General features: G+C 68.1%; 20 protein-coding genes and 1 riboswitch. Of the genes, 11 read left to right on the top strand and 9 right to left on the bottom strand.

The features are described from left to right. Window positions 1-162 precede the first annotated feature (162 nt). The 6 genes from ACFVWD_RS07185 to gcvT all read right to left on the bottom strand — a co-directional run bounded on the left by ACFVWD_RS07185 (window position 163) and on the right by gcvT (window position 7668). Window positions 163-1017: a DAPG hydrolase family protein gene (locus ACFVWD_RS07185; protein WP_389594342.1), complete on the bottom strand. Its 855-nt coding sequence runs from the start codon at window positions 1015-1017 to the stop codon at window positions 163-165. Between the two features lie 34 nt (window positions 1018-1051). Beyond that, window positions 1052-2458, bottom strand: a complete 1407-nt coding sequence (locus ACFVWD_RS07180; protein WP_389594341.1) for an arylsulfotransferase family protein — start codon at window positions 2456-2458, stop codon at window positions 1052-1054. A gap of 788 nt (window positions 2459-3246) precedes the next feature. Then, on the bottom strand, window positions 3247-4614 hold the full coding sequence (locus tag ACFVWD_RS07175; protein ID WP_389594340.1) for an L-serine ammonia-lyase: 1368 nt from the start codon (window positions 4612-4614) through the stop codon (window positions 3247-3249). 153 nt (window positions 4615-4767) lie between these two features. Then, window positions 4768-6030 (bottom strand): serine hydroxymethyltransferase, encoded by a 1263-nt coding sequence (gene glyA / locus ACFVWD_RS07170; RefSeq protein WP_389594339.1) that lies wholly within the window; start codon window positions 6028-6030, stop codon window positions 4768-4770. A gap of 13 nt (window positions 6031-6043) precedes the next feature. Continuing rightward, window positions 6044-6421: a glycine cleavage system protein GcvH gene (gene gcvH, locus ACFVWD_RS07165; protein WP_168495743.1), complete on the bottom strand. Its 378-nt coding sequence runs from the start codon at window positions 6419-6421 to the stop codon at window positions 6044-6046. Between the two features lie 128 nt (window positions 6422-6549). Next, window positions 6550-7668, bottom strand: a complete 1119-nt coding sequence (gene gcvT, locus ACFVWD_RS07160; RefSeq protein ID WP_389594338.1) for a glycine cleavage system aminomethyltransferase GcvT — start codon at window positions 7666-7668, stop codon at window positions 6550-6552. Between the two features lie 146 nt (window positions 7669-7814). Next, a riboswitch (glycine riboswitch) is annotated at window positions 7815-7915 on the bottom strand. Between the two features lie 168 nt (window positions 7916-8083). Between gcvT and ACFVWD_RS07155 the strand changes: the two genes are divergently transcribed. From ACFVWD_RS07155 to ACFVWD_RS07120, 8 genes are all read left to right on the top strand, one after another. Continuing rightward, on the top strand, window positions 8084-8764 hold the full coding sequence (locus ACFVWD_RS07155) for an AAA family ATPase (protein ID WP_389594373.1): 681 nt from the start codon (window positions 8084-8086) through the stop codon (window positions 8762-8764). A 130-nt stretch (window positions 8765-8894) separates the two neighbouring features. Continuing rightward, window positions 8895-9698, top strand: a complete 804-nt coding sequence (locus tag ACFVWD_RS07150; RefSeq protein WP_389594337.1) for an enhanced serine sensitivity protein SseB — start codon at window positions 8895-8897, stop codon at window positions 9696-9698. A gap of 224 nt (window positions 9699-9922) precedes the next feature. After that, window positions 9923-10723 (top strand): enhanced serine sensitivity protein SseB C-terminal domain-containing protein, encoded by an 801-nt coding sequence (locus tag ACFVWD_RS07145; protein WP_168511382.1) that lies wholly within the window; start codon window positions 9923-9925, stop codon window positions 10721-10723. A gap of 343 nt (window positions 10724-11066) precedes the next feature. After that, entirely contained in the window at window positions 11067-12074 is a 1008-nt protein-coding gene (locus ACFVWD_RS07140; RefSeq protein WP_217568368.1) for an ABC transporter permease, read from the top strand. A 69-nt stretch (window positions 12075-12143) separates the two neighbouring features. Continuing rightward, window positions 12144-13940: an ABC transporter substrate-binding protein gene (locus ACFVWD_RS07135; RefSeq protein ID WP_389594336.1), complete on the top strand. Its 1797-nt coding sequence runs from the start codon at window positions 12144-12146 to the stop codon at window positions 13938-13940. A gap of 111 nt (window positions 13941-14051) precedes the next feature. Beyond that, window positions 14052-15050: an ABC transporter permease gene (locus ACFVWD_RS07130; protein ID WP_075031574.1), complete on the top strand. Its 999-nt coding sequence runs from the start codon at window positions 14052-14054 to the stop codon at window positions 15048-15050. Continuing rightward, complete coding sequence (locus tag ACFVWD_RS07125) at window positions 15047-16141, top strand: ABC transporter ATP-binding protein (RefSeq protein WP_382190356.1); 1095 nt, start codon at window positions 15047-15049, stop codon at window positions 16139-16141. Before ACFVWD_RS07130 ends, ACFVWD_RS07125 begins: the two co-directional genes overlap by 4 nt. 23 nt (window positions 16142-16164) lie before the next feature. Next, window positions 16165-17502, top strand: coding sequence for an ABC transporter ATP-binding protein (locus ACFVWD_RS07120; protein WP_389594335.1), 1338 nt, complete (start codon window positions 16165-16167; stop codon window positions 17500-17502). A gap of 80 nt (window positions 17503-17582) precedes the next feature. Here ACFVWD_RS07120 and ACFVWD_RS07115 read toward each other — a convergent pair whose 3' ends face one another. Beyond that, complete coding sequence (locus tag ACFVWD_RS07115) at window positions 17583-18104, bottom strand: hypothetical protein (protein WP_385379461.1); 522 nt, start codon at window positions 18102-18104, stop codon at window positions 17583-17585. Between the two features lie 347 nt (window positions 18105-18451). Between ACFVWD_RS07115 and ACFVWD_RS07110 the strand changes: the two genes are divergently transcribed. Both ACFVWD_RS07110 and ACFVWD_RS07105 read left to right on the top strand, forming a co-directional pair. Further along, on the top strand, window positions 18452-19843 hold the full coding sequence (locus ACFVWD_RS07110; protein ID WP_389594334.1) for a M1 family metallopeptidase: 1392 nt from the start codon (window positions 18452-18454) through the stop codon (window positions 19841-19843). Between the two features lie 47 nt (window positions 19844-19890). Continuing rightward, window positions 19891-20556 carry a trimeric intracellular cation channel family protein gene (locus ACFVWD_RS07105; RefSeq protein WP_389594333.1) on the top strand — a complete coding sequence of 222 codons (666 nt, stop codon included), beginning with the start codon at window positions 19891-19893 and terminating at the stop codon, window positions 20554-20556. Here ACFVWD_RS07105 and ACFVWD_RS07100 read toward each other — a convergent pair. Beyond that, the gene (locus ACFVWD_RS07100) at window positions 20456-21685 is read right to left on the bottom strand and encodes an alpha/beta hydrolase (protein WP_389594332.1); all 1230 of its coding nucleotides are present in this window, start codon (window positions 21683-21685) and stop codon (window positions 20456-20458) included. The two genes, ACFVWD_RS07105 and ACFVWD_RS07100, sit on opposite strands and share 101 nt — an antisense overlap. Window positions 21686-21900: 215 nt before the next feature. Between ACFVWD_RS07100 and ACFVWD_RS07095 the strand changes: the two genes are divergently transcribed. Continuing rightward, a complete protein-coding gene (locus ACFVWD_RS07095) occupies window positions 21901-22761 on the top strand; it encodes a thioesterase family protein (RefSeq protein ID WP_389594331.1) in 861 nt (286 codons plus the stop codon). On the opposite strand, the gene ACFVWD_RS07090 is transcribed toward ACFVWD_RS07095, so the two are convergent. Then, on the bottom strand, window positions 22754-23338 hold the full coding sequence (locus ACFVWD_RS07090) for a TIGR03086 family metal-binding protein (protein WP_389594330.1): 585 nt from the start codon (window positions 23336-23338) through the stop codon (window positions 22754-22756). The genes ACFVWD_RS07095 and ACFVWD_RS07090 overlap by 8 nt on opposite strands. Window positions 23339-23372: the final 34 nt, after the last annotated feature.

Genomic DNA, 23372 nt, shown 5'->3' with positions numbered 1-23372 from the left:
CCCTGCCCTCGATCCGGGTCGACATGCCCTCTCCTTTCAGGAATCTTCGTGCACCGGCGCAACCGTGACGGACTGAATTCGGACGAGAAGCGGGCGCCGACAGTTTGAACCGCCCGGCCGAACGCCAATGAGCGGCAGAACAGGCCCTGCCGTCCAGCGAGCCTATTCAGACCGTTGGAACTCGTCGAAGATATCCGGGAGAAACGCTGCGAGATGGTTCATCTCCTGCGAGCAATGCACGACCATGGCGCGGGCGTGCCCGTCTCCGAGACGCCGCAGACCTTCTGCGACTGTTGCGAGTTCGTCGGTCAGGGAGGCTCCTGCGCGGGGGGCGACGTATTTCCCGCCCATCCAAAAGCGCGAACGCATCTCGGCGCCGCCCTTCACCCGTCGTACGTAGTGGACCAGGTGGCCCCAATCGAGCGGAACTCGGGACAACCCGACCGTGGCGCAGATCGCGGTGGCTACGTCCGGATCGACGCTGTCGTCGCTGAATCCCAGCGTGTCGGGATGGACGAACCGGATGGCGAGCTCGCCGAGCGAACTGCCCACGTACTCGTCGACGAACGATGTACCCCCGATATACCTGTCGCGGTAGGGAGCACTCTGGTCCACCGCGCCTCCGGGCCATTCCGCGTACAGGTGTGCACGCGGATGCCACAGCTTGTACCGTTGGGTCTCCGTGGCGTGCCACCAGAACCACCAGTCCACCATGGCCGGAGACACTCTCGGCATGTGGGTCAGTGTGGCGATGTGCATGGATCCGTCGCTGAAGAGGCTGTATCCGTTCTCGAACTCCCCATAGCCGGTGCCGCTCAGCGTTGCCGCGCTGTCCGGACTCAGGCACAAAGGGGGCGGCTGGGGGCCAAGACCGATCGCCTCCTTGATGTGCTCCGGCATGGGTGCCATCACCGGGTTCCAGTACTTGGCGTACCACTTGCCGTCGAGTTCGCCGACGTGCATTCCCAGATGGGGTCGGCGAGCGGGGTCTGGGCGCAGTTGTCTCACCTCGGTCATAGCGCGACTCCCCCATGGTCCCCCTTGCCGACGGTCAGCCGGAGAGTTTCACCACGCGGGAGTCCCCGATGACCCTGCCTTTCGCATCCAGCGCCCTGACCTTGAAGTACGGTCCTGGATTGGGCGTGGTGACGGCGGTCTCGAATCCGGACCGTGGGGCGTGTCTGACGACGACCGACAGGGAACGGGGGTCGGATCCGGCGAGTACCTGCCATGCGGCGGTCTGCGTCGAGCCGTTCCAGGAGGCGTGGACGACGCTGTGCCCGCCGTGGGACCGTGCCGCCGCACTCGGTGGGTAGTAGGGCGTGCCGATCCATTTGTTGCGGAAGGCTCGGTAAGAGATGTCGGAGCCCGGCAGCTTCGCGTCGTAGAGCAGGTTCTTCGAGCCGTTGCCCTCGGTGTTCCCTGCACCCGCGTACTCCGAGTAGTACGGGCTCTGGCCCCACCCGATGAATTCATTGCCGTTGGAGAGGGCCTGGGTGTTTCCCTGGGTCGGTGACTCCAGCGGCGGCCGGTGGTAGTAGGTCTTGACCGCCGTCGCCTTGTGGCTGCGGAAATCAAGGCTGAGGATCAGGCCGTGCGAACGCTGTTCGGGGGCGCCGTCGGGCAGGTCGCAGCAGCCGTCGTCGAACATGCTGATCCGGTTTCCTGGCCGGAATCGGGCATCGTGCTGCCAGTAGAAGTCCGCGTTCGGACCGAAGGTGAAGTCGCTTTTCTTTCCCCCGATCTGATAGCGGACCTTCCCGGATTTCTTGGTGACGTTGTAGATCGCCCACATGTTCCGGGCCGAGATCAGCAGTTGGCCGTCTGGGCCCTCGTCGACGGAGTTGATGTGAAAGGCGTCCCACACTCCGCCGGACGACGATGCGCTGGAGGCTGCCTCCTCGGAATCGGCCGGGTCGATATGGTCCAGCGCGTTCCATGAGTAGAGGAGTCTCCCGGTGGCGAGGTCGACCTCCTGGACCTCGCTGTTCTCGATGGCTCCGTTCTTCGGACCCCCATAGGGAGTGAGATCCATGGGCACCGGTTTGGAGGCGATGAACAGCGCGGTGCCCCTGCGGGTCAGGGTGAATTCGTGCTCGTCCGGGTAGTAGCCGTGATGCGCGAAGACCGTTTTGAGCAGGCGGTAGTGGGAGTCGTAGATGTAGTAGCACCCGCCCGGTTCCGGCGCACCGGCCGGCAGGTTCGTATACGCCGGGGGAAGGGCGAGAGTCCCCTGCCACCAGGTCAGCACCGGTTGTCCCCGGCCCCCGCGGCCGCCGTAATAGGTCTGGACCTTGAAGTCGGCGTTCTGGAGGTTCGTGGAAGGCAGCGGGCGGAACCAGACCGGATCACCCGAGTCGTCGTTGACCAGTGCCCCCGTCTGGCCGACCATCTGGTCCGCGCTGAACGGGGCGACAAAGATGTCTCCGTGAGCCGTTCCGGGTCTGTTCGCGGTCACGGTCACCCGCATGGGGTGAAGGCCCGGTTCGGAGACGAAACTCCACACATCGCTGCCCGACAGGATCGGGGGTGGAGTGCTTTCCGATGGAGGGAAGGGTTTCGTCGCGCACAGGCGGGACGCGCCCCCTTGGGGACTCGCCGTGGCCGACGGCACGCAGTGTGCGAAGACACACCCCGTAGCGAGCACGCAGGCTCCGACGGTGCGACGGGTCCTTCTCCGTGTCCGGCGGACCCGCGGCGCTCGCGTCACCATGGCCGACCTCCCTGGCACCCGGAACCCTTCTCCGATGGCGGTGCCGCTCGTCTTCGAACGTCTGGTTCGGTTCACCCCTCCGACCCAGAACGATCAAGACCGGGAGTTGTTCCTCTGGTGACGGTATGCAGCAAGAGGGGCTCACGCCTGCTGAAGGCCACTCAGGTAGGCCGTTCGGCAGGTACGGCCTCACCCGGACATGCGGCAGCGCGGCTCCCTTGCGAGCAGCAGGCCGTCCTTGCGGACGAAGTGTTCCCGGCCAGGGGTGATGAGGCCAGGCGTAGATGGAGAGAGCGCCCAACTCGCGTGCGATGCACCGGAGTTCGCCGACCCCGTCGCGTCCGCTCAGGCGCAGGGAGCGGCCGAGCGCGGACAGGATGCCACGAACCCCCAGGCCAGACGCCCGTCCCGTGGGATTTCCCGGGGACTTTCACGCCTGTCCCAGGGGCATTCTGGGGACTTTGCGCCGAGTGGGCAGGGGAAGGCCCTGGCAGCGCTGAAAGACGCGAGCGCGCAGGTCAGGGCCTGTCCCCTCAGCACTCGATGATGTTCACCGCCAGCCCGCCACGGGCCGTCTCCTTGTACTTGACGCTCATGTCCGCGCCCGTCTCCTTCATGGTCTTGATGACCTTGTCGAGGGAGACCTTGTGGGAGCCGTCGCCGCGCATGGCCATGCGGGCGGCGGTGACCGCCTTGACCGCTGCCATGCCGTTGCGTTCGATGCAGGGGATCTGGACGAGGCCGCCGACCGGGTCGCAGGTGAGGCCGAGGTTGTGTTCCATGCCGATCTCGGCGGCGTTCTCGACCTGTTCGGGGCTGCCGCCGAGGACCTCGGCGAGGGCGCCCGCGGCCATCGAGCAGGCCGAGCCGACCTCGCCCTGGCAGCCGACCTCGGCGCCGGAGATGGAGGCGTTCTCCTTGAAGAGCATCCCGATGGCGCCGGCGGCGAGCAGGAAGCGCACGACGCCGTCCTCGTCCGCGCCCGGGATGAAGTTGATGTAGTAGTGGAGGACCGCCGGGATGATGCCCGCGGCGCCGTTGGTGGGGGCCGTGACCACTCGGCCGCCCGCCGCGTTCTCCTCGTTCACCGCCATCGCGTAGAGCGTGATCCACTCCATCGCGTGGGCCAGCGGGTCGCCCTCCGCCCGCAGCTGGCGGGCCGAGACGGCGGCGCGGCGACGGACCTTGAGGCCGCCCGGCAGGATGCCCTCGCGGGCCATGCCCCGGGAGACGCACGCCTGCATCACGCGCCAGATCGCGAGCAGGCCCTCGCGGATCTCCTCCTCGGTGCGCCAGGCCCGCTCGTTCTCCAGCATCAGGGCGGAGATCGACAGGCCGGTCTCCTTCGTCAGGCGCAGCAGCTCGTCGCCCGTGCGGAAGGGGTACTTGAGCACCGTGTCGTCGAGCTTGATGCGGTCCTCGCCCACCGCGTCCTCGTCGACCACGAAGCCGCCGCCGACCGAGTAGTACGTCTTCTCCAGGACGAGCGCGCCGGAGGCGTCGTACGCGAAGATCGTCATGCCGTTCGCGTGGTACGGCAGGGCCTTGCGGCGGTGCAGGACCAGGTCGTCGTCGAAGGAGAAGGCGATCTCGTGCGTGCCGAGCAGGGCGAGACGACCCGACGACTTGATCTGCTCCACGCGGTCGTCGGCGCCCTCCACGTCCACCGTTCGCGGCGACGCGCCCTCCAGGCCCAGCAGCACCGCCTTGGGGGTGCCGTGGCCATGGCCGGTCGCGCCCAGGGAGCCGTACAGCTCCGCCCGGACCGTGGCCACCGTGGCCAGCAGCTCGTCGTTGCGCAGCCGGCGGGCGAACATGCGCGCCGCACGCATCGGGCCCACCGTGTGGGAGCTCGACGGGCCTATGCCGATCGAGAACAGGTCGAAGACCGAGATGGCCACGGGGACTCCTCACAACAGGGGTGGTGCATGGGGGCGGGCGCCGCGCACAGCTCCGGTTCCAGTGTGCGCGGCGTCCTGGTGAATCGTACGTTCCATGCGAATTTCTGTACGAAAGTGAACTTTCGCAGGAACTGGTTCTGTACTGCTTCGGGACTACTTCAGGCCGGGGTACAGCGGGTGCTTGTCGGCCAGGGCGGACACGCGGGTCTTCAGGGACTGCGTGTCGTAGGAGGGCTTCAGCGCCTCGGCGATGATGTCCGCGACCTCGGTGAAGTCCTCGGCCTGGAAGCCGCGGGTGGCGAGGGCGGGCGTACCGATGCGCAGGCCCGAGGTCACCATCGGGGGCCGCGGGTCATTCGGGATCGCGTTCCGGTTGACCGTGATGCCGACCTCGTGGAGACGGTCCTCGGCCTGCTGGCCGTCCAGCTCGGAGTTGCGCAGGTCGACCAGGACCAGGTGCACGTCCGTGCCGCCGGACAGGACGTCCACGCCCACGGCCTTGACGTCGTCCTGGACCAGGCGCTCGGCCAGGATCCGCGCGCCGTCCAGCGTGCGCTGCTGGCGCTCCTTGAAGTCGTCGGAGGCGGCGACCTTGAAGGAGACGGCCTTCGCAGCGATCACATGCTCCAGCGGACCGCCCTGCTGGCCGGGGAAGACCGCGGAGTTGATCTTCTTGGCCAGCTCGGCGGTGGACAGGATCACGCCACCGCGCGGGCCGCCCAGCGTCTTGTGGGTCGTGGTGGTGACCACGTGGGCGTGCGGCACCGGGTTGGGGTGCAGGCCCGCGGCCACGAGGCCCGCGAAGTGCGCCATGTCGACCATCAGGTACGCGCCGACCTCGTCCGCGATCCGACGGAACGCGGCGAAGTCCAGCTGACGCGGGTACGCCGACCAGCCCGCCACGATCAGCTGCGGCCTGGACTCCTTGGCGAGGCGCTCGACCTCGTCCATGTCGACCTGACCGGTCTCGTCGTTCACGTGGTACGCGACCACGTTGTACAGCTTGCCGGAGAAGTTGATCTTCATGCCGTGGGTCAGGTGCCCGCCGTGCGCGAGGTTCAGACCCATGATCGTGTCGCCCGGCTTCAGCAGCGCGAACATCGCCGCCGCGTTGGCCTGGGCGCCCGAGTGGGGCTGTACGTTCGCGTGCTCGGCGCCGAAGAGCGCCTTGACGCGGTCGATGGCGATCTGCTCGACCACGTCGACGTGCTCGCAGCCGCCGTAGTAGCGGCGGCCCGGGTAGCCCTCGGCGTACTTGTTGGTCAGGACCGAGCCCTGGGCCTCCATGACCGCGACCGGAGCGAAGTTCTCCGAGGAGATCATCTCCAGGGTGGACTGCTGGCGGTGCAGCTCGGCGTCGACGGCGGCGGCGACGTCCGGGTCCAGCTCGTGCAGGGGCGTGTTCAGAAGCGACATCAGTCAGAAGTCCTTAAGAGCCGGAGAACTCGGTGTACTCGTCCGCGGAGAGCAGGTCGCCCGGCTCCTCCGCGATGCGTACCTTGAACAGCCAGCCACCCTCGAAGGGGGCGGAGTTCACCAGCGACGGGTCGTCCACCACGTCCTGGTTGGCCTCCACGACCTCGCCGGTGACCGGCGCGTACAGGTCGCTGACGGACTTGGTCGACTCCAGTTCGCCGCAGGTCTCGCCCGCGGTCACCGTGTCACCGACCTCCGGAAGCTGGGCGTAGACGACATCGCCGAGCGCGTTGGCCGCGAACTCGGTGATGCCGACCGTCGATACGCCGTCCTCGGCGACCGACAGCCACTCGTGCTCCTTGCTGTAGCGCAGCTGCTGGGGGTTGCTCATGGCCTGAATTCTCCTGTACGCGGGGGAGTGCGGATGAACGGGATGACCGAGTGGTCCTGGGATACGAGACGTGACACAGCGGCGTGCGTCATGTGGGCGCGCTGAACGGGGCCCTTTCGGCCCCGAAGCTACTTCTGGCGCTTGTAGAACGGCAGCGCCACGACCTCGTACGGCTCATGGCTGCCCCTGATGTCCACGCCGACCCCGGCCGTGCCCGGCGCGGCGTGCGCGGCGTCGACGTACGCCATCGCGATCGGCTTGCCCAGCGTCGGGGAAGGCGCGCCGGAGGTGACCTCGCCGATCACCTTGCCGTCGGCGACGACCGAGAACCCGGCGCGGGGTACGCGACGGCCCTCGGCGACAAGCCCGACGAGCACCCGCGGGGGGTTCTCCTCGGCGCGGGAGGCGGCCTCCTGGAGCGCGGCACGCCCCACGAAGTCCCCCTCCTTCTCGAACTTCACGACCCGCCCGAGCCCCGCGTCGAAGGGGGTGAGCGAGGTGGTCAGCTCATGCCCGTACAGCGGCATGCCCGCCTCCAGGCGCAGCGTGTCGCGGCAGGACAGGCCGCAGGGGACGAGCCCGACGGGCGCGCCCGCGTCCGTCAGCGCCTGCCACAGCTTCTCGGCGTCGGACGGGGCCACGAACAGCTCGAAGCCGTCCTCGCCCGTGTAGCCCGTGCGGGCGATCAGCGCCGGGACGCCCGCGACGGTGCCCGGCAGGCCCGCGTAGTACTTCAGCCCGTCCAGGTCGGCGTCGGTCAGCGACTTGAGGATGCCGGGGGACTCCGGGCCCTGCACGGCGATCAGCGCGTACGCGTCCCGGTCGTCGCGCACGAGGGCGTCGAAGCCGGCGGCACGCTCGGTCAGCGCGTCCAGCACCACCTGGGCGTTGGAGGCGTTCGCGACGACCATGTACTCGTTCTCGGCCAGCCGGTAGACGATCAGGTCGTCCAGGATGCCGCCGTCCTCCCGGCAGATCATCGTGTAGCGGGCGCGGCCGACGCCGACGGAGGCGATGTTGCCGACCAGCGCGTGGTTCAGCAGGGTGGCGGCCCCCGGCCCGGTGACCGTGATCTCGCCCATGTGCGACAGGTCGAAGAGGCCGGCCCGGGTGCGTACGGCGAGGTGCTCGTCGCGTTCGGAGCCGTAGCGCAGGGGCATGTCCCAGCCCGCGAAGTCGGTCATCGTCGCGCCGAGCGAGCGATGCAGGGCATCGAGCGCGGTGAGACGGGGTGCGTTACTGCTCATCGGTGGGGCTCCCAAGGCATGACGGCGAGGTCGTTCCTCCCCATCTGTCATCGGAACCTGAGAGGTTCATCACGACCCCGCGAACGGAGGTCCTGACTTGCACCTTGGGTGGAGCCACTGGAGAGCGGCCCGCTTTTCAGATGTGCCTCGCCCGCGCGGTAACGGGGCCTGAGAGATTCAAGGGAGGGACTTGCTCCTTCGGCGCCCGGGTACCCGAAGGTTCCCGGAACTCTCCCGCGCGGATTCAAACGGCCGGTATGCAGTTGGCGGGCACATCATCGCACGCGCCGTCCGATCACGGCAGTCCGCATCTGTAACCGGCCTGTGGCAGTCCGCGTACGGAAACGAGAGACACCGCGCATTACCTTCTCTTTACACTCGACGGGGATGGGACTCCACACCCAAGGGGAGGACGATCACGGTGAACAGGACCACGGCGTACGCCACGACCTCGGGCCTCGCGCTGCCCGAGCAGCCCGGCGCCCCGGCCAGGACCCGGGAGGCGTGCGGCGCGCTGCCGTCGGCCGTCGTCCGCGACCTCAGAGCGCGCGCGGGACACTCTCCGCACGGTCTGTACTTCGGAGCGGCCGACGTCGTCGTGGTCACCGGGTTGCCGGGCAGCGGCAAGTCGACCCTGATGCGCCGCGCCGTCGAGGGTGCGCGCATCGACTCCCAGGACACCAGGGACCGCTGGGACGAGCGGGCGGCCGGCCGGCTGCCGTACGCCGTCTACCGGCCCCTGGTCCGCCTCGCGCACTACGCGGGCCTGCGCCGCGCCCTGCGCTCCGGCGCCGGGGTCGTCGTGCACGACTGCGGTACGCAGGCCTGGGTGCGCCGCTGGCTCGCCCGCGAGGGCCAGCGGCGCGGCGGCACCCTCCATCTGCTGCTGCTCGACGTCACGCCCGGCACGGCGCTGGAGGGCCAGCGCGAGCGTGGCCGGGGCGTCTCGCGGTACGCGTTCGCCCGGCACCGGGGCGCGGTCGCCCGGCTGCTGCGCTCCGTCGAGCGGGGCGACCTGCCGGAGGGCTGCGGCTCGGCGGTGCTCCTCGACCGGGACGCGGCGGACGTACTGCGGAGGATCGGCTTCGGTGACTGAGAAACAGACGGGAGTGGCCGCGAGCAGCCGAGAGTGACCGAGAGCGGTCGGGAAGTCGTACAGGCCCACTAATCTTTCCAGCCAGAACACCAGAACAGTGGTTCACCGCAGGCGGTAGACAGGTAGACAGATGGACATCCCCGACTTCCCGGACTTCTCGGCACCGGCGTACCCGCAACCCGGCTCACACCCCCACTCGCACGGCGGCTGGCCGGGCAACGAACTGGAGGAGGTGCTCTCCGCGTCCCTCGGAGTGCCCTCGGCCGGCGGCCGCATCGTCGAGGTCCTCGGCCGCAGCTTCGTCTGGGTGCCGCTGCCCAACGGCGGCGGACCGCACGCGGGATCCCTCGACCTGCCCACCCTGGAGATCGACGGCCAGGCGTACGTGCCGGTCTTCAGCTCCGAGGAGCAGTTCCGCCAGGTCGCCGGCAGCCATCTGTCGTACACGATCGCGCCCGCGGTCGAGTTCGCCCGCGGGCTGCCTCCGCAGGTCGGCATCGCGATCAACCCGGACGGGGTGGTCGGTGTGCCGCTGCCGCCCCTCGCGGTCGCCGAGCTGTGCCGGGCCGGGCGCACCCCGCTGGACGGGCCCACGAGCGGTGGCCGGGTGAAACTCTACGAGCCCGACTGGCAGGACGATCCGGTGGACTTCTTCGCCGCCGCCTCGGCCGAGTTCGCGGCGACGGGAGTCGTACGGACCGCCCGCCGCTGTCTGGCCAGCATCGAGGGCGACGACCCGGTCATGTTCGTCGGGGTCGAACTCTCCGTGTGGGAGGGAGACCTCCGTGCCCTCCCCATGGACGCCCTCTCCCGGGCCCTCTCCCGCGTCGCGGTCAAGTGGCCGGTGAACCTGGTCCTCCTCGACGTCGCCCAGGACCCGGTGGGCGACTGGATGCGAGCCCAGGTACGGCCCTTTTATCAGCAAGGCCAGTAGAAGCGCCCCGAAAGGGGTGCGAGGCTGTGACCATTGTGCGGCTCCGCCGCGTGGGCGCGCCCAGCCACGATCAACCCGCAGCCTCCAGACCACAACGGGCCCCGAGCTCCCAACGGCTCCCCCAGCGGAGCGCATTCGCCGCTTAAGCTGGTTTCATGGCTCGGCCGGGGTTCGGCCGAGGTGTTGGTCGACGTCATGATTTCTTCGCGAAGGGGCGGTTGAAGGTGAGCGCGTCGGGCACGGCCGCGGCCGGTCAGGTCGAGCACATGCTGCGCCAGGTGACGCCCGGGCGTTACGACGCCTACGAGGCGCTCCTTCGCGCGCTCGCGACCCCGTCGTCCGGCCAGGTGTGGATGCTGCTCTGGCACGGCCAGGGCGGCTCCCCGGACGCCCAGTACGGGAACATGGAGGTGGACGGCTTCGGCTACGCGCCGTGCGTCACCTCCGCCCAGGAACTCTCGGCCAGCGGCTGGAACCGGTCGTACGAGGTCGTCGACGGCCTCGACGTGGCCCGCACCCTCTACCCCGACCACTTCGGGCTCTGGCTCAATCCGCACGCCCCGGGCGGCGGGGTCGGCATCCCATGGCTGGATCTGCGCAGAATCGCGGCGGGTCTGGAGCGCCAGCCCGCCGGTCCGCTGAGCCTGTCCGAACCCGGCATCGAGATCCCGCAGTTCTACGCCCTGCTCACCCAGAACGCACATCGCACCACCGCCGTGCGCTCGCTGCGCCGCGCCTGGGTGCAGCCGGCGCTCGGGGCGCCGTATCTGGCCATCGGGCTCGACGTCTACGACACCTCGCCGCCCGCCGTCGACTCGGTGCGGGCGATGATGCAGCAGTCCATCGGCGCGGTTCCGGACGGGCTGCCCGTGTCGACCGTCGCGATGTCGGACGAGTACGACCCGGTGGCGATGTGGCTGCGCGCCAACGCGCGGCCGTTCTACGACCGCGAGGCCCACGCGGCCCCCGCCCAGGCTCCGATGGCGGGTGGGTACGGCTATCCACCGGCACCCGGCGGATACTGATCCGCCGACCGGCGAACCGTGAAGGATCGGCACGGGTCCTTCACCGCGGCTGTGCATTTCTTCGCGCGTAGATGACAAGGGATCGTCCGGGTAATGCCCGTATTCACCCCCGGCGTCCCAACTGCCCCGTGTCCGACCCCCGTTACCCGACGTCCGGATAACGGAACCCCCCTGACAGCATCACGTTTACGCATCCATTCACCTTCAAGTCTGGCTACAGATCGCCGAGGCGTTGAAGACTCCCGCTCCAGGGGGTTTAGCCCCTGTGTACGACGGACTGATCACGCCGCTACAAGCGGCACGTGTGGGCCGGCTACCGCCGGTTGAGAGGGGTCCCTGCCAGATGACGGCACCATTGCACGAGCCGACCGCGGAAGCGGCCCCGAGTGCGGCCGAAGAAGCGGCGGCTGCCGCCGCCGGCGAGAAGGTCGTGCAGGGACGTTCCCTGGGCCGGATCGCCTGGGAGCGGCTGAAGAGGGACAAGCTCGCCCTGACCGGCGGCATCGTCGTGCTCGTCCTCATCGTGGTCGCCCTGCTCGCGCCAGTGATCACCCACCTGCTCGGTCAGGACCCGGACACCTTCAACGAGAAGCTGATCGATCCTCTGTTCGGCACTCCCACGGGGTCGTTGGGCGGCATCAGCGGCGACCACCTGCTGGGCGTCGAGCCCGTCAACGGCCGCGACATCCTCGCCCGCATCCTCTACGGTGCCCGCGTCTCGCTCCTGGTGGGCTTCCTCTCCGCCGTCGTCGCGGTCGTCCTCGGCACCGTGCTCGGCATCCTGGCGGGCTTCTTCGGAGGCTGGGTGGACTCGCTCATCAGCCGCGTGATGGACGGCCTGCTGGCCTTCCCGCAACTCCTGTTCACGATCGCCCTGGTCTCGGTGATGCCGAACGACATGCTGGGCCTGTCCGGCTCCAACGTGCGCGTGTTCGTGATGATCCTGGTCATCGGCTTCTTCGGCTGGCCCTACATCGGACGCGTGGTGCGCGGCCAGACGCTCTCGATGCGTGAGCGCGAGTACGTCGAGGCCGCGCGATCGCTGGGCGCCGGGCGCTTCTACATCCTGTTCAAGGAACTGCTGCCCAACCTGGTCGCACCGATCATCGTCTACACGACGATGATGATCCCCACGAACATCCTCACCGAGGCGGCACTCAGCTTCCTGGGTGTGGGCGTCAAGCCGCCCACGTCGTCCTGGGGACAGATGCTGTCGAGCGCGATCGACTACTACGAGTCCGACCCCATGTACATGGTGGTCCCTGGTGTGGCGATCTTCATCACCGTCCTTGCCTTCAACCTCTTCGGCGACGGCGTGCGGGACGCGCTGGACCCGAAGGCCTCCCGCTGAACTGCCACACCCCAAGCGTCCCGTGGCACCAACACGGGGTCTCTCATCAAATCCGGAGGATCCGAGATCGTGACTACCCAACGCACCTCAGGGCGGCGTAAGCAGGCGCTTGCCGCCGCTGCTGCGGTCGCCGCACTGCTGACCACGGCGGCGTGCGGCGGCGGAGGCAGCGACGACAACAACGGTTCGAAGACCGGCGCCGCCGGCTTCGACGCCGCCAACAACAAGGTCGCCCAGGCCTCCCTGGTCAAGAAGGGCGGCACGCTGCGGTTCGGTGGTGCCCAGGACGCCGACTCGTGGGACACCACGCGTGGCTACTACGGCTTCATGTGGGACTTCGCGCGCTACTACAGCCGCCAGCTGGTCACGGGCAAGACGGAGCCGGGCAAGGCCGGCGCCGAGCTCACCCCGGACCTCGCCACGGGTCTCGCGAAGGTCACGGACGACGGCAAGACGTACACGTACACCCTGCGTGACGGCGTCACGTGGGAGGACGGCAAGGCGATCACGTCCAAGGACGTGAAGTACGGCATCGAGCGCGTGTGGGCGCAGGACGTGCTGTCCGGCGGTCCGACGTACCTCAAGGACTTCCTGGACCCCAAGGGCGAGTACAAGGGTCCCTACAAGGACACGTCCAAGGACAAGCTCGGCCTGAAGGCCATCACCACGCCGGACGACAAGACGATCGTCTTCCACCTCCCCAAGGCCAACTCGGACTTCCAGGAGGTGCTGGGTCTGGTCTCGGCCTCCCCGGTCCGCCAGGACATGGACACCAAGTCCAAGTACGGCCTGAAGCCGTTCTCCTCCGGCCCGTACAAGTTCGACTCGTACAGCCCGGGCAAGAGCCTGACGCTGGCGCGCAACACGAACTGGAAGCAGTCCTCGGACCCGATCCGCAAGGCGTACCCGGACAAGATCACCGTCCAGTTCTACTCGGACGCCAACCAGCTGGACCAGCGCCTGCTCAACGGTGACCTGGACCTGGACATCAACCAGACCGGCATGTCCCCGCAGGGCCGCACCACCGCCCTGAAGGAGCACAAGGCCAACCTGGACAACCCGACTTCGGGTTACATCCGGTACGCGGCCTTCCCGCAGAGCGTGAAGCCGTTCGACAACGTCGAGTGCCGCAAGGCCGTGATCCTCGGCGCGGACCACGTCTCGCTGCAGACCGCGCGCGGTGGCCCGATCGCCGGTGGTGACATCGGCACCAACATGCTCCCGCCGTCCGTCCCGGGCGCCGAGGGCCAGAAGTACGACCCGTACGCCATCTCCGGTGCCGACAAGAACGGCAACGTCGAGAAGGCCAAGGCGGCGCTGAAGGCGTGCGGCAAGCCGAACGGCTTCTCCACCACCATCGCGGTGCGCAACAACAAGCCGGTCGAGGTCGCCACGGCCCAGTCGCTGCAGGCGTCGCTGAAGAAGATCGGCATCACCGCGCAGATCGACCAGTACGACGGTTCGCAGACCACCGGCATCATCGGCAGCCCCTCGAACGTGAAGAAGAAGGGCTACGGCATCATCATCATGGGCTGGGGTCCGGACTTCCCGACCGTCCAGGGCTTCGGTCTGCCGCTGTGGGACAGCAAGTACATCGCACCGAGCGGTAACAACAACTTCGCCCTGATCAACGACAAGACCATCGACGGTCTGTTCGACCAGTACGTCACCACGCTGGACGACGCGGGCAAGACCAAGCTCTCGACCGAGATCAACCACAAGGTCATGGAGGGCGCGTACTACCTGCCCTTCACCTTCGAGAAGTTCATCAACTGGCGCGGCGACAACCTCGCGAACGTCTACACGACGGACAACTACAGCGGTACGTACGACTTCGTGAACCTCGGTCTGAAGTCCGCAAAGTAATCCCGGCACACCCGCCGTACGGCACGAAAGGCAGGTGAAGGCCGGCGCGGCGTGGCCGTGGGCCATCGGATGACCTCCGGTGGCCCGCGGCCCCGCGGCGGGCCGTAAGCTGTGCTCGCTTACCTCATCAGGCGGCTGTTCGCCGCCGCAGTGATGCTCGTGGTCATCGTCATGGTGGTCTTCGGCATCTTCTTCCTCGTCCCCAAGTGGGCGGGCGTCGACATCGCCTCGAGCTTCGTGGGCAAGCAGGCCGACCCGGCAGCCGTCGAGGCCGTACGGCAGAAGCTGGGCCTGAGCGACCCGATCTACTCCCAGGTCTGGGAGTTCTTCAAGGGCATCTTCGCCGGTCGCACCTACTCGGGCGGTGGCGACGTCACGCACTGCGCGGCGCCGTGCTTCGGCTACTCCTTCCGCAGCGAGCAGGCCGTCTGGCCGGTGCTCACCGACCGCTTCCCGGTAACCCTGGGGCTCGCTCTCGGTGCCGCCGTGCTGTGGCTGGTCTTCGGTGTCGCGGCCGGTGTGCTCTCCGCGCTCAAGCGGGGCAGCATCTGGGACCGTGGCGCGATGGTCGTCGCCCTGGCGGGTGTCTCCCTCCCCATCTACTTCACCGGTCTGCTCAGCCTGGCGATCTTCGCCTTCGGCCTGAAATGGATCAACGCGCAGTACGTGCCCTTCGACCAGAGCATCAGCGGCTGGTTCGGCGGCATGATCCTGCCCTGGATCACCCTCGCGTTCCTCTACGCGGCGATGTATGCCCGGATCACCCGCGCCACCATGCTGGAGATCCTCGGCGAGGACTACATCCGCACGGCACGCGCCAAGGGGCTCAAGGAGCAGGTCGTCATCGGCAAGCACGCCATGCGCTCCACGATGACCCCCATCCTCACCATGCTGGGCATGGACCTCGGCGCCCTCATCGGCGGCGCCATCCTGACGGAGTCGACGTTCAACCTGCCCGGCCTCGGCCGCGCGGTGCTCGACGCCATCCGGAACCAGGACCTGCCCATCATCCTCGGCGTCACCCTGATCACTTCTCTCGCGGTGCTGATTGCCAACCTCGTGGTGGACGTCCTGTACGCCGTGATCGACCCCCGAGTGAGGCTGTCATGACCGAACTCAGCAAGAGCGGAGCGGTGGCCGAGCCCGTCAAGGACTCGCCCGCGCCCTCCGCCTTCCTCGAAGTACGCGACCTGAAGGTGCACTTCCCGACCGACGACGGTCTGGTCAAGTCCGTCGACGGGCTCAGCTTCCAGCTGGAGAAGGGCAAGACCCTCGGGATCGTGGGCGAGTCCGGCTCCGGCAAGTCGGTGACCTCGCTCGGCATCATGGGCCTGCACACGGCCGGCCAGTACGGCAAGCGCAAGGCGCAGATCTCCGGCGAGATCTGGCTGAACGGCACCGAACTGCTGTCCGCCGACCCGGACTACGTACGCAAGCTGCGTGGCCGTGAGATGGCGATGATCTTCCAGGACCCGCTGTCCGCGCTGCACCCGTACTACACGATCGGTCAGCAGATCGTGGAGGCGTACCGCATCCACAACAACGTGGACAAGAAGACGGCGAAGCGCCGCGCGGTCGAGATGCTCGACCGGGTGGGCATCCCGCAGCCGGACAAGCGCGTCGACAGCTACCCGCACGAGTTCTCCGGCGGTATGCGCCAGCGCGCGATGATCGCGATGTCGCTGGTCAACAACCCCGAACTGCTCATCGCGGACGAGCCGACGACCGCCCTGGACGTGACCGTCCAGGCGCAGATCCTCGACCTGATCCGGGACCTGCAGAAGGAGTTCGGCTCCGCGGTCATCATCATCACCCACGACCTGGGCGTCGTCGCGGAGCTCTCCGACGACATCCTGGTGATGTACGGCGGCCGTTGCATCGAGCGCGGTCCGGCCGAGAAGGTGTTCTACGAGCCCCGGCACCCCTACACCTGGGGGCTGCTCGGCTCGATGCCGCGCCTGGACCGTGAGCAGACCGAGCGCCTCATCCCCGTCAAGGGCTCCCCGCCCTCGCTGATCAACATCCCGTCCGGCTGCGCCTTCAACCCGCGCTGCCCGTACGCGGACGTTCCCAAGGACAACGTGACCCGCACGGTCCGCCCCGAGCTGACCGAGGTCGGCGGACGGCACTGGGCCGCCTGCCACATGACCCAGGAGCAGCGGGAACGCATCTGGACCGAAGAGATTGCGCCGAAGCTGTGAGCGAGAAAGCCAAGGACGCGGAAGTGACCATTCCCGCACAGGCACAGGACGAAGGCGGCGCCACCCTCACCAAGGACGCCGCTCCCGGTGACGTCCTGCTGAAGGTGACCGGACTGCAGAAGCACTTCCCCATCCGCAAGGGCCTGCTGCAGCGTCAGGTCGGTGCCGTGCGCGCCGTCGACGGCCTCGACTTCGAGGTGCGCTCGGGGGAGACCCTGGGTGTCGTGGGCGAGTCCGGCTGTGGCAAGTCCACGATGGGCCGGCTGATCACACGGCTGCTCGAACCGACCGCGGGCAAGGTCGAGTTCGAGGGCAAGGACATCACGCACCTCGGTGTGAGCGGTATGCGCCCGATGCGCCGTGACGTCCAGATGATCTTCCAGGACCCGTACTCGTCGCTGAACCCCCGGCACACGATCGGCACGATCATCAGTGCCCCGTTCAAGCTGCAGGGCGTCACTCCCGAGGGCGGCATCAAGAAGGAGGTCCAGCGACTGCTGTCGGTCGTCGGCCTCAACCCCGAGCACTACAACCGCTATCCGCACGAGTTCTCCGGCGGTCAGCGCCAGCGCATCGGCATCGCCCGCGCGCTCGCGCTCAACCCGAAGCTGGTCGTGGCGGACGAGCCGGTCTCGGCGCTCGACGTGTCGATCCAGGCGCAGGTCGTCAACCTTCTCGACGATCTGCAGCAGGAGCTCGGCCTGACGTACGTGATCATCGCGCACGACCTGTCGGTGGTCCGGCACGTTTCGGACCGGATCGCGGTGATGTACCTCGGCAAGATCGTGGAGCTCGCCGACCGCGACTTGCTCTACAAGGCGCCGATGCACCCGTACACCAAGGCGCTGATGTCAGCGGTGCCGATCCCGGACCCCAAGCGCCGGAACGCGAAGAGCGACCGCATCCTGCTCACGGGCGACGTGCCCTCGCCGATCGATCCGCCGAGCGGCTGCCGCTTCCACACGCGGTGCTGGAAGGCCACGGAGATCTGCAAGACGACCGAGCCGCCGCTCCTGGAGCTGAAGCCCGGCCAGCAGGTCGCCTGCCACCACCCGGAGAACTTCGAGGACCAGGCCCCGCAGGACACGGTGCTGCTGTCCGCCGCCAAGGAGGCCGCGGCGCTCGTGGCCGACGAGGTGCTGGCGGAGTCGGCGGAGACGTCGGCTGCGGTGGCCGCGGAACTGGAATCCACGGAGGAGACTCCGGAGCCCGCCGCGGAGACGACCACCGAACCTGCCGAGGAGGCCGCCACCACCGAGGAGGCTGCCACCGAGGAAGCCGCCGCCGAGGAGCCCTCCGAAACGGTCGCCGTCGACGAGTCGGACTCGTCGGAGGAGTCGGGAACCGACAGCCAGAAGTGATCAGGGCGGTGTGAATTCACCGAAACTTATGCCCCGGTAACCAGAGAAATGGTTACCGGGGCATTTGTTTTGAAGAATTATCAGGAACTGGTTTCCCAGTAGTGCCAGCCGACCGAAGTCGCCGGAAGTTTGGCCGTACCCCTCGCGAGCGTCGTCACCGAACAGTTCGGGTTCGTGCGGTTCGATTCCCATCCGACCTTGAAGCCGTTGGAACCGTACTGCAGATTCCCGTACTTGTTGGAGTGGATGTTGTGCGAGTACGTGTGGCCGGTCGTGACCGCCACGGACTTGGTGATGCTGCCGCTCACCGAGGCCTTCGCCGAGGCGAAGAGGTAGCTCGCGCTCACCTCCAGGGAGGCGGAGAGGCTGTACGTGATGGTGGATGCCCTGGTGACGGAGGCGGTGATGGTGCCGCCCGGACCGTCCTTGAAGTACGCCCCCGAGGCGGGAATCCGATAGGACGAGTGCGAGGTGATCAGGACCCCGTAATCGACCGGGCACGACCTTTTCGGAGTGACGACCGCCGAGGCCGGCGCCGCACCCGCGACGAGCGGCATTACTCCGGCGACGACGAGTGTGGCCAGCTTGGTTCTCTTACGCATGAATTTCCCCCATGCAAGTGGTCCGGCCTCCGTTTCGGCGGAGCCCGTCAAGCTGGAATGAGCGTATGAAGTTGACCGAGACCGGTCAATCACATTCTGTGGAGTTGAGCAACAATTGAGCCTGCCGCTCCGGGCGGTAAAGACTCGGGAATGCCAGGGTCTTCGTGTGGTCAAATGGCGGACTGTTTCCGCTCGTCCGGCGGGAGCGGAAGTCGATCGTCAGGAGTCAACTGGCGGGTAGGCCATGACGATTGGGCAAAGTCATGAACATGCCCGAACGGAAGAGTGCAGAGTCTCGCGTGTCCAACTGATCGGGAACGATCGGAACACGTACGAAAGGGACGCTCATGGCACTCTCCCGTTCGGCACGTTTAGGGGCCCTCGCGACCGCGGCGGCCTCCTTCCTCGTCATCGCCGCCTCCTCCGCCCCGACCCCGGGCGCCGACGGCATCGGCGACTCCTACTTCCCCCAGCTCGGCAACGGCGGCTTCGACGCCCGCCACTACGACCTGAACGTGGCGTACAACCCGGACACCGACCGCCTGGACGGCCGTACGACGCTCACGGCCCGCGCCACCCAGTCCCTCTCCTCCTTCGACCTCGACCTCCAGAGACTGGAGGTCACGCGCATCGAAGTGAACGGCAGACGCGCCGACTTCACCCGCGACGGCGACGAGATCCACATCACCCCGCACGGGGCGATCCGCAAGGGCAGGACCTTCACCGTCACCGTCACCTACGGCGGCGTCCCCGAAGCCCTCAACGGGCCCATCGTCTTCGGCTCCGACTACGGGTGGATGAAGACCGCCGACGGAGTCTTCGTCGCCTGTGAGCCCAACGCCGCCTCCACCTGGTTCCCCTCCAGCGACCACCCCTCCGACAAGGCCACCTACGACATCCGGATCAAGGCACCCAAGGGGCTGACGGGCGTCTCCAACGGGCGGCTGATATCGACGTACGACGAGGGCGACAGCACGGTCGCGCACTGGCGCGAGAGCAGGCCGATGGCGACCTACCTCGCGACCGCGACCATCGGGAAGTTCGACGTGAAGACGGGGACGACCCCGGCCGGGACGCCGATCTACGTGGCCATCGACCCGGTGCTCGCGGGCAGCAACAGCGTCGACGTGTATGCCGTGACGGCCGAGGCCACCGACTACTGGTCGCAGGTCTTCGGGCCCTACCCCTTCGAGGAGACCGGCGCGATCGTCGACGACATGCCGGAGGCGGGGTTCTCGCTGGAGGTGCAGTCGAAGCCCGCGTACTCCGCCGTGCGCTCGGAGTCGACCATCGTGCACGAGCTGGCCCACCAGTGGTTCGGCGACTCCGTGTCGGTGGAGCGCTGGAAGGACATCTGGCTGAACGAGGGCTTCGCGACCTACGCCCAGTGGCTGTGGTCCGAGCACAAGGGGATCCGCTCGGCGCACGACTCCTTCCTCGCCGGGTACAACGCGCGGCCCGCGGACTCCGCCTTCTGGGGGACCGTCGTCGCCGACCCGCAGCGCGACACCATGTTCGCCTCGGCGGTCTACCAGCGCGGCGCGATGACCCTCCAGATGCTGCGTGAGCGCATCGGCGACACCGCGTTCTTCAAACTGCTGCCCGCCTGGACGAAGCTCCACAAGTACGGCAACGCCGACACCGCCGACTTCATCCACCTCGCCGAGAGGATCTCGGGACGACAGCTCGACGACCTTTTCCAGACCTGGCTGTTCACCACAGGGAAACCAGCCCTGTAGGCCTTTCTTTGTAAGGTGCAAGCCCCGCGACAGGTGAGAATGTCCGGGTGCTCCAGGAACTGTTCACCCCCTCCGTCCAGCATGTGCTCGACCTCGTGGGGATCTTCGTCTTCGCGATCTCCGGCGCCCTGCTGGCCGTCCGCAAGAACTTCGACGTCTTCGGCATCGCCGTCCTCGCCGAGGTCACCGCACTGGGCGGGGGGCTGTTCCGCGACATGGTCATCGGGGCCGTACCCCCGGCCGCGTTCACCGACCTCGGCTACTTCAGCACCCCGCTGCTCGCCGCCCTGCTGGTGTTCTTCCTCCACCCCGAGGTGGAGCGCATCCAGGTCGCGGTGAACGTCTTCGACGCGGCCGGACTCGGCCTGTTCTGCGTCGCGGGCACCACGAAGGCGTACGAGTACGGCCTCGGCCTGACCCCGTCCGCGGCCCTGGGCCTCGCCACCGCGGTCGGCGGCGGTGTGCTGCGCGACGTCCTCGCCAACGAGGTGCCCTCACTGCTGCGCTGGGACCGCGATCTGTACGCGGTCCCAGCGATCGTCGGCGCCACGATGGTGGTCCTGTGCATCCGCTACGACGCGCTGTCCCCGGTCACCAGCGGGCTCGCCGCTGTCACCGCTTTCGTCCTGCGGTTGCTCGCGATGCGGTACCACTGGCGAGCGCCGCGTGCTTGGCACCGCCGGTCGACGGCGATGGAGTCGGAGACTCCTTAGCGTGGGCCCCCGGCCCGATCTGCAGGGTCAGCCAACGGAAGGTCTCCGGGATCTGCGGCCGCCACAGGGCCATGTTGTGGCCGCCCGCACTCCGCGGCAGCAGCACCACCTGCACGCTCGTCGGAGCCTTCGCGATCGACTGGAGCGCCGCGCCGGCCTCGTAGCCGTCATGAGCCTCGCCGGAGATGTAGAGGGAGATGCGGGGCGGCGTGCGGTAGGCCTTGAGCAGCAGGTAGGGATTGTTCTCCCGGCGCAGCGTCAGGCTCCGCGCCGCGAGCGAGTTGCGTTCGCCGATCGGGTCGTTGTACCCGGACATGCTCACCGCGGCCCGGTAGCGGTCGGGGTGGGCGACCGCGAGCTTGGCCGCGCAGTGCGCCCCCGCCGAGTAGCCGGCCACGCCCCAGCCGTCCGGCGCGGACTTCGCCCGGAAGTTGTCCACCACCATCTTCGGCACGTCGATGCTGAGCCAGGTGTCGGCGTTCACCTTGCCGGGCACGTTCGCGCAGCCGGTGTCGGTCTTGGCCAGCAGATTCGTGCGCGGCGCCACCAGGATGAACGGCGCGACCTGCCCGTCGCGCATCAGCGGCAGCAACTGCTCATGCACCTTCAGCGAACCGAACCACGCCTTCGCCGAGCCCGGATAGCCGGGCAGCAGCTCCACGACGGGGAACTTCCGGTTGCGGTAGGCGGGCTCGTTGTACTGCGGCGGCAGCCAGACGTAGACCTCCGCGTCCACACCCGACACCTGGCCGTGCAGCTGCGTGACCTTCACCCCGCCCGCCTGGGACATACCGGGGCCGTCGGCCTGCGAGAACGTCTGGCGGACCTTGGGGAGCTGGCGCAGCGAGATACCGCCGGTGCCGTCACGGCCGAGGTTGGCGGCCGCCCGCACGTGGTTGCCCGTGCCGAGCAGGTCGGCCCAGTTGTCGTACAGGCTGTTGGAGTTGTTCACGAGCACGAAGACGAGGGTGACCGCGGTGCCCTGGGCGAACAGCAGCATCACCATCCGGGCCACGCTGCGCACCACCCTGGGGCCCGGAATGCGCGACCACAGTACGAGGGGAAGGATCAGGGCGACCGCGACCAGGATGATGGCGGTGAGGAGGAACGGCGTTCCGGTGAGGCTCACGGTGTGTGCGGCTCTTCCTGTGACGGGCTGGATCAACGGTCTGCAGCTGCATCGGGTTCTATGTCCTTGGAGAGGGGGATCCGATGCCGTTGGTTCACGGAAGAGTTCGGACACTTACCAAGAAATTGCCGAAACCTCACTCCCGGGTGACGGGGTTCACACGCCCGAAACAGGAAAAGCTACCGCTTAGTAATTACCTGTTGTACCGTTCAGGCATGTCAGAAGCAGCTACCGCACAGGCCGCGCGCGCCGCGATCGGTGACAGCGAGTTCGACCGCGACACCGCGGTCACCCTGCGCGAACCCGGCGTCTACGACATCGACCTGTCCGCCGGATGGACCATCATCAGCGCCGTCAACGGCGGCTATCTGCTCGCCGTCCTGGGCCGCGCCCTCGCCGACGCCCTGCCGCACAGCGACCCGTTCACCGTCTCCGCCCACTATCTGACCGCGTCGCAGCCCGGTCCGGCAGTGGTCCGAACGGACGTCGTCCGGACGGGACGGACCCTTTCGACCGGGCAGGCCTCGCTCTTCCAGTTCGACGGCGAGGGCCGCGAGGTCGAACGGATCCGCGTGCTCGCCTCGTACGGCGATCTCGACGCCCTGCCCGACGACGTCCGCACCACGGCGACACCGCCCGCGATCCCGCCCATGGAGCACTGCTTCGGGCCGGAGGACGGACCGGCGCCCGTCGACGGCAGCTCCGCCATCACCGAGCGGCTGATGCTCAAGCTCGACCCCGCGACCCTCGGCTGGGCCTTGGGGGCGCCGTCCGGGAAGGGCGAGATGCGCTCCTGGTTCGGGCTCGCCGACGGCCGTGACCCCGACCCCCTCTCGCTGCTCCTCGCGGTGGACGCGCTGCCGCCCACCGCCTTCGAGCTCGGCATCTCCGGCTGGGTACCGACGGTCGAACTGACGGTCCATGTGCGCTGCCGTCCGGCGCCGGGCCCGCTGCGGGTGTCGATCACCACCCGCAACCTCGCCGGCGGCTTCCTGGAGGAGGACGCCGAGGTGTGGGACAGCGCGGACCGGCTGGTCGCGCAGTCCCGGCAGCTCGCCCGGGTCCGGCTCAGCTGAGCGGTCGCCGGCCCAGGTAGGCCGCGAGCAGTCCGTAGGCGTCGGCCCCTTCGGGGGCCGGCACCGCCGAGTCGAACGGCAGCTCCTCGTCGTCGTCGCGCCGCTCGTCCGGCAGCACACGCCGGGCGATCCCGAGCGCGAACTCTGCCAGCTCCGGATCGAGTGCCAGCGGCCGTCCGAGGGACTCGGAGAGGTCCCACGTGTGGGTGACGGCCTCCATCACATAGCCCGACAGGGCGATACGTCCGGGGGCCTCGCCCCACGGCACGGTGACGAGGGCGTCCAGGCGCGCGTCGTCCGCCCAGGACTTCTGGACCTCCGTCCTGACCTCGTCGTACGCCGCGCTCCAGCGGTCGTCCTCGACGCCGTCGAGGAACGGTCGTACGGCCATTCCGTCGCCGCCCGCGCCGACCACCGCGATCCGGCGGGTACCGCCCGCGATGTGCGACAGCAGGGTCCGTACGTCGAACTCGGCGCACGGGGTGGGACCGGCGAGCTGCTCCGGGCGAACCGTCTTGACCAGAGCGGCGATCTGCTCGGTGGCGCGGGAGTAGAGGGGGCGGGGGTCGATGTTCATGGCGGACCTCTATCGGCGTAGGTGTGTCGGTGTC

This window comes from Streptomyces sp. NPDC058086 (assembly GCF_042885015.1).
Taxonomy (GTDB): Bacteria; Actinomycetota; Actinomycetes; order Streptomycetales; family Streptomycetaceae; genus Streptomyces.
The sequence above is the reverse complement of the archived record's forward strand: the minus strand, read 5'-3'. Positions and strand labels throughout refer to the sequence as shown.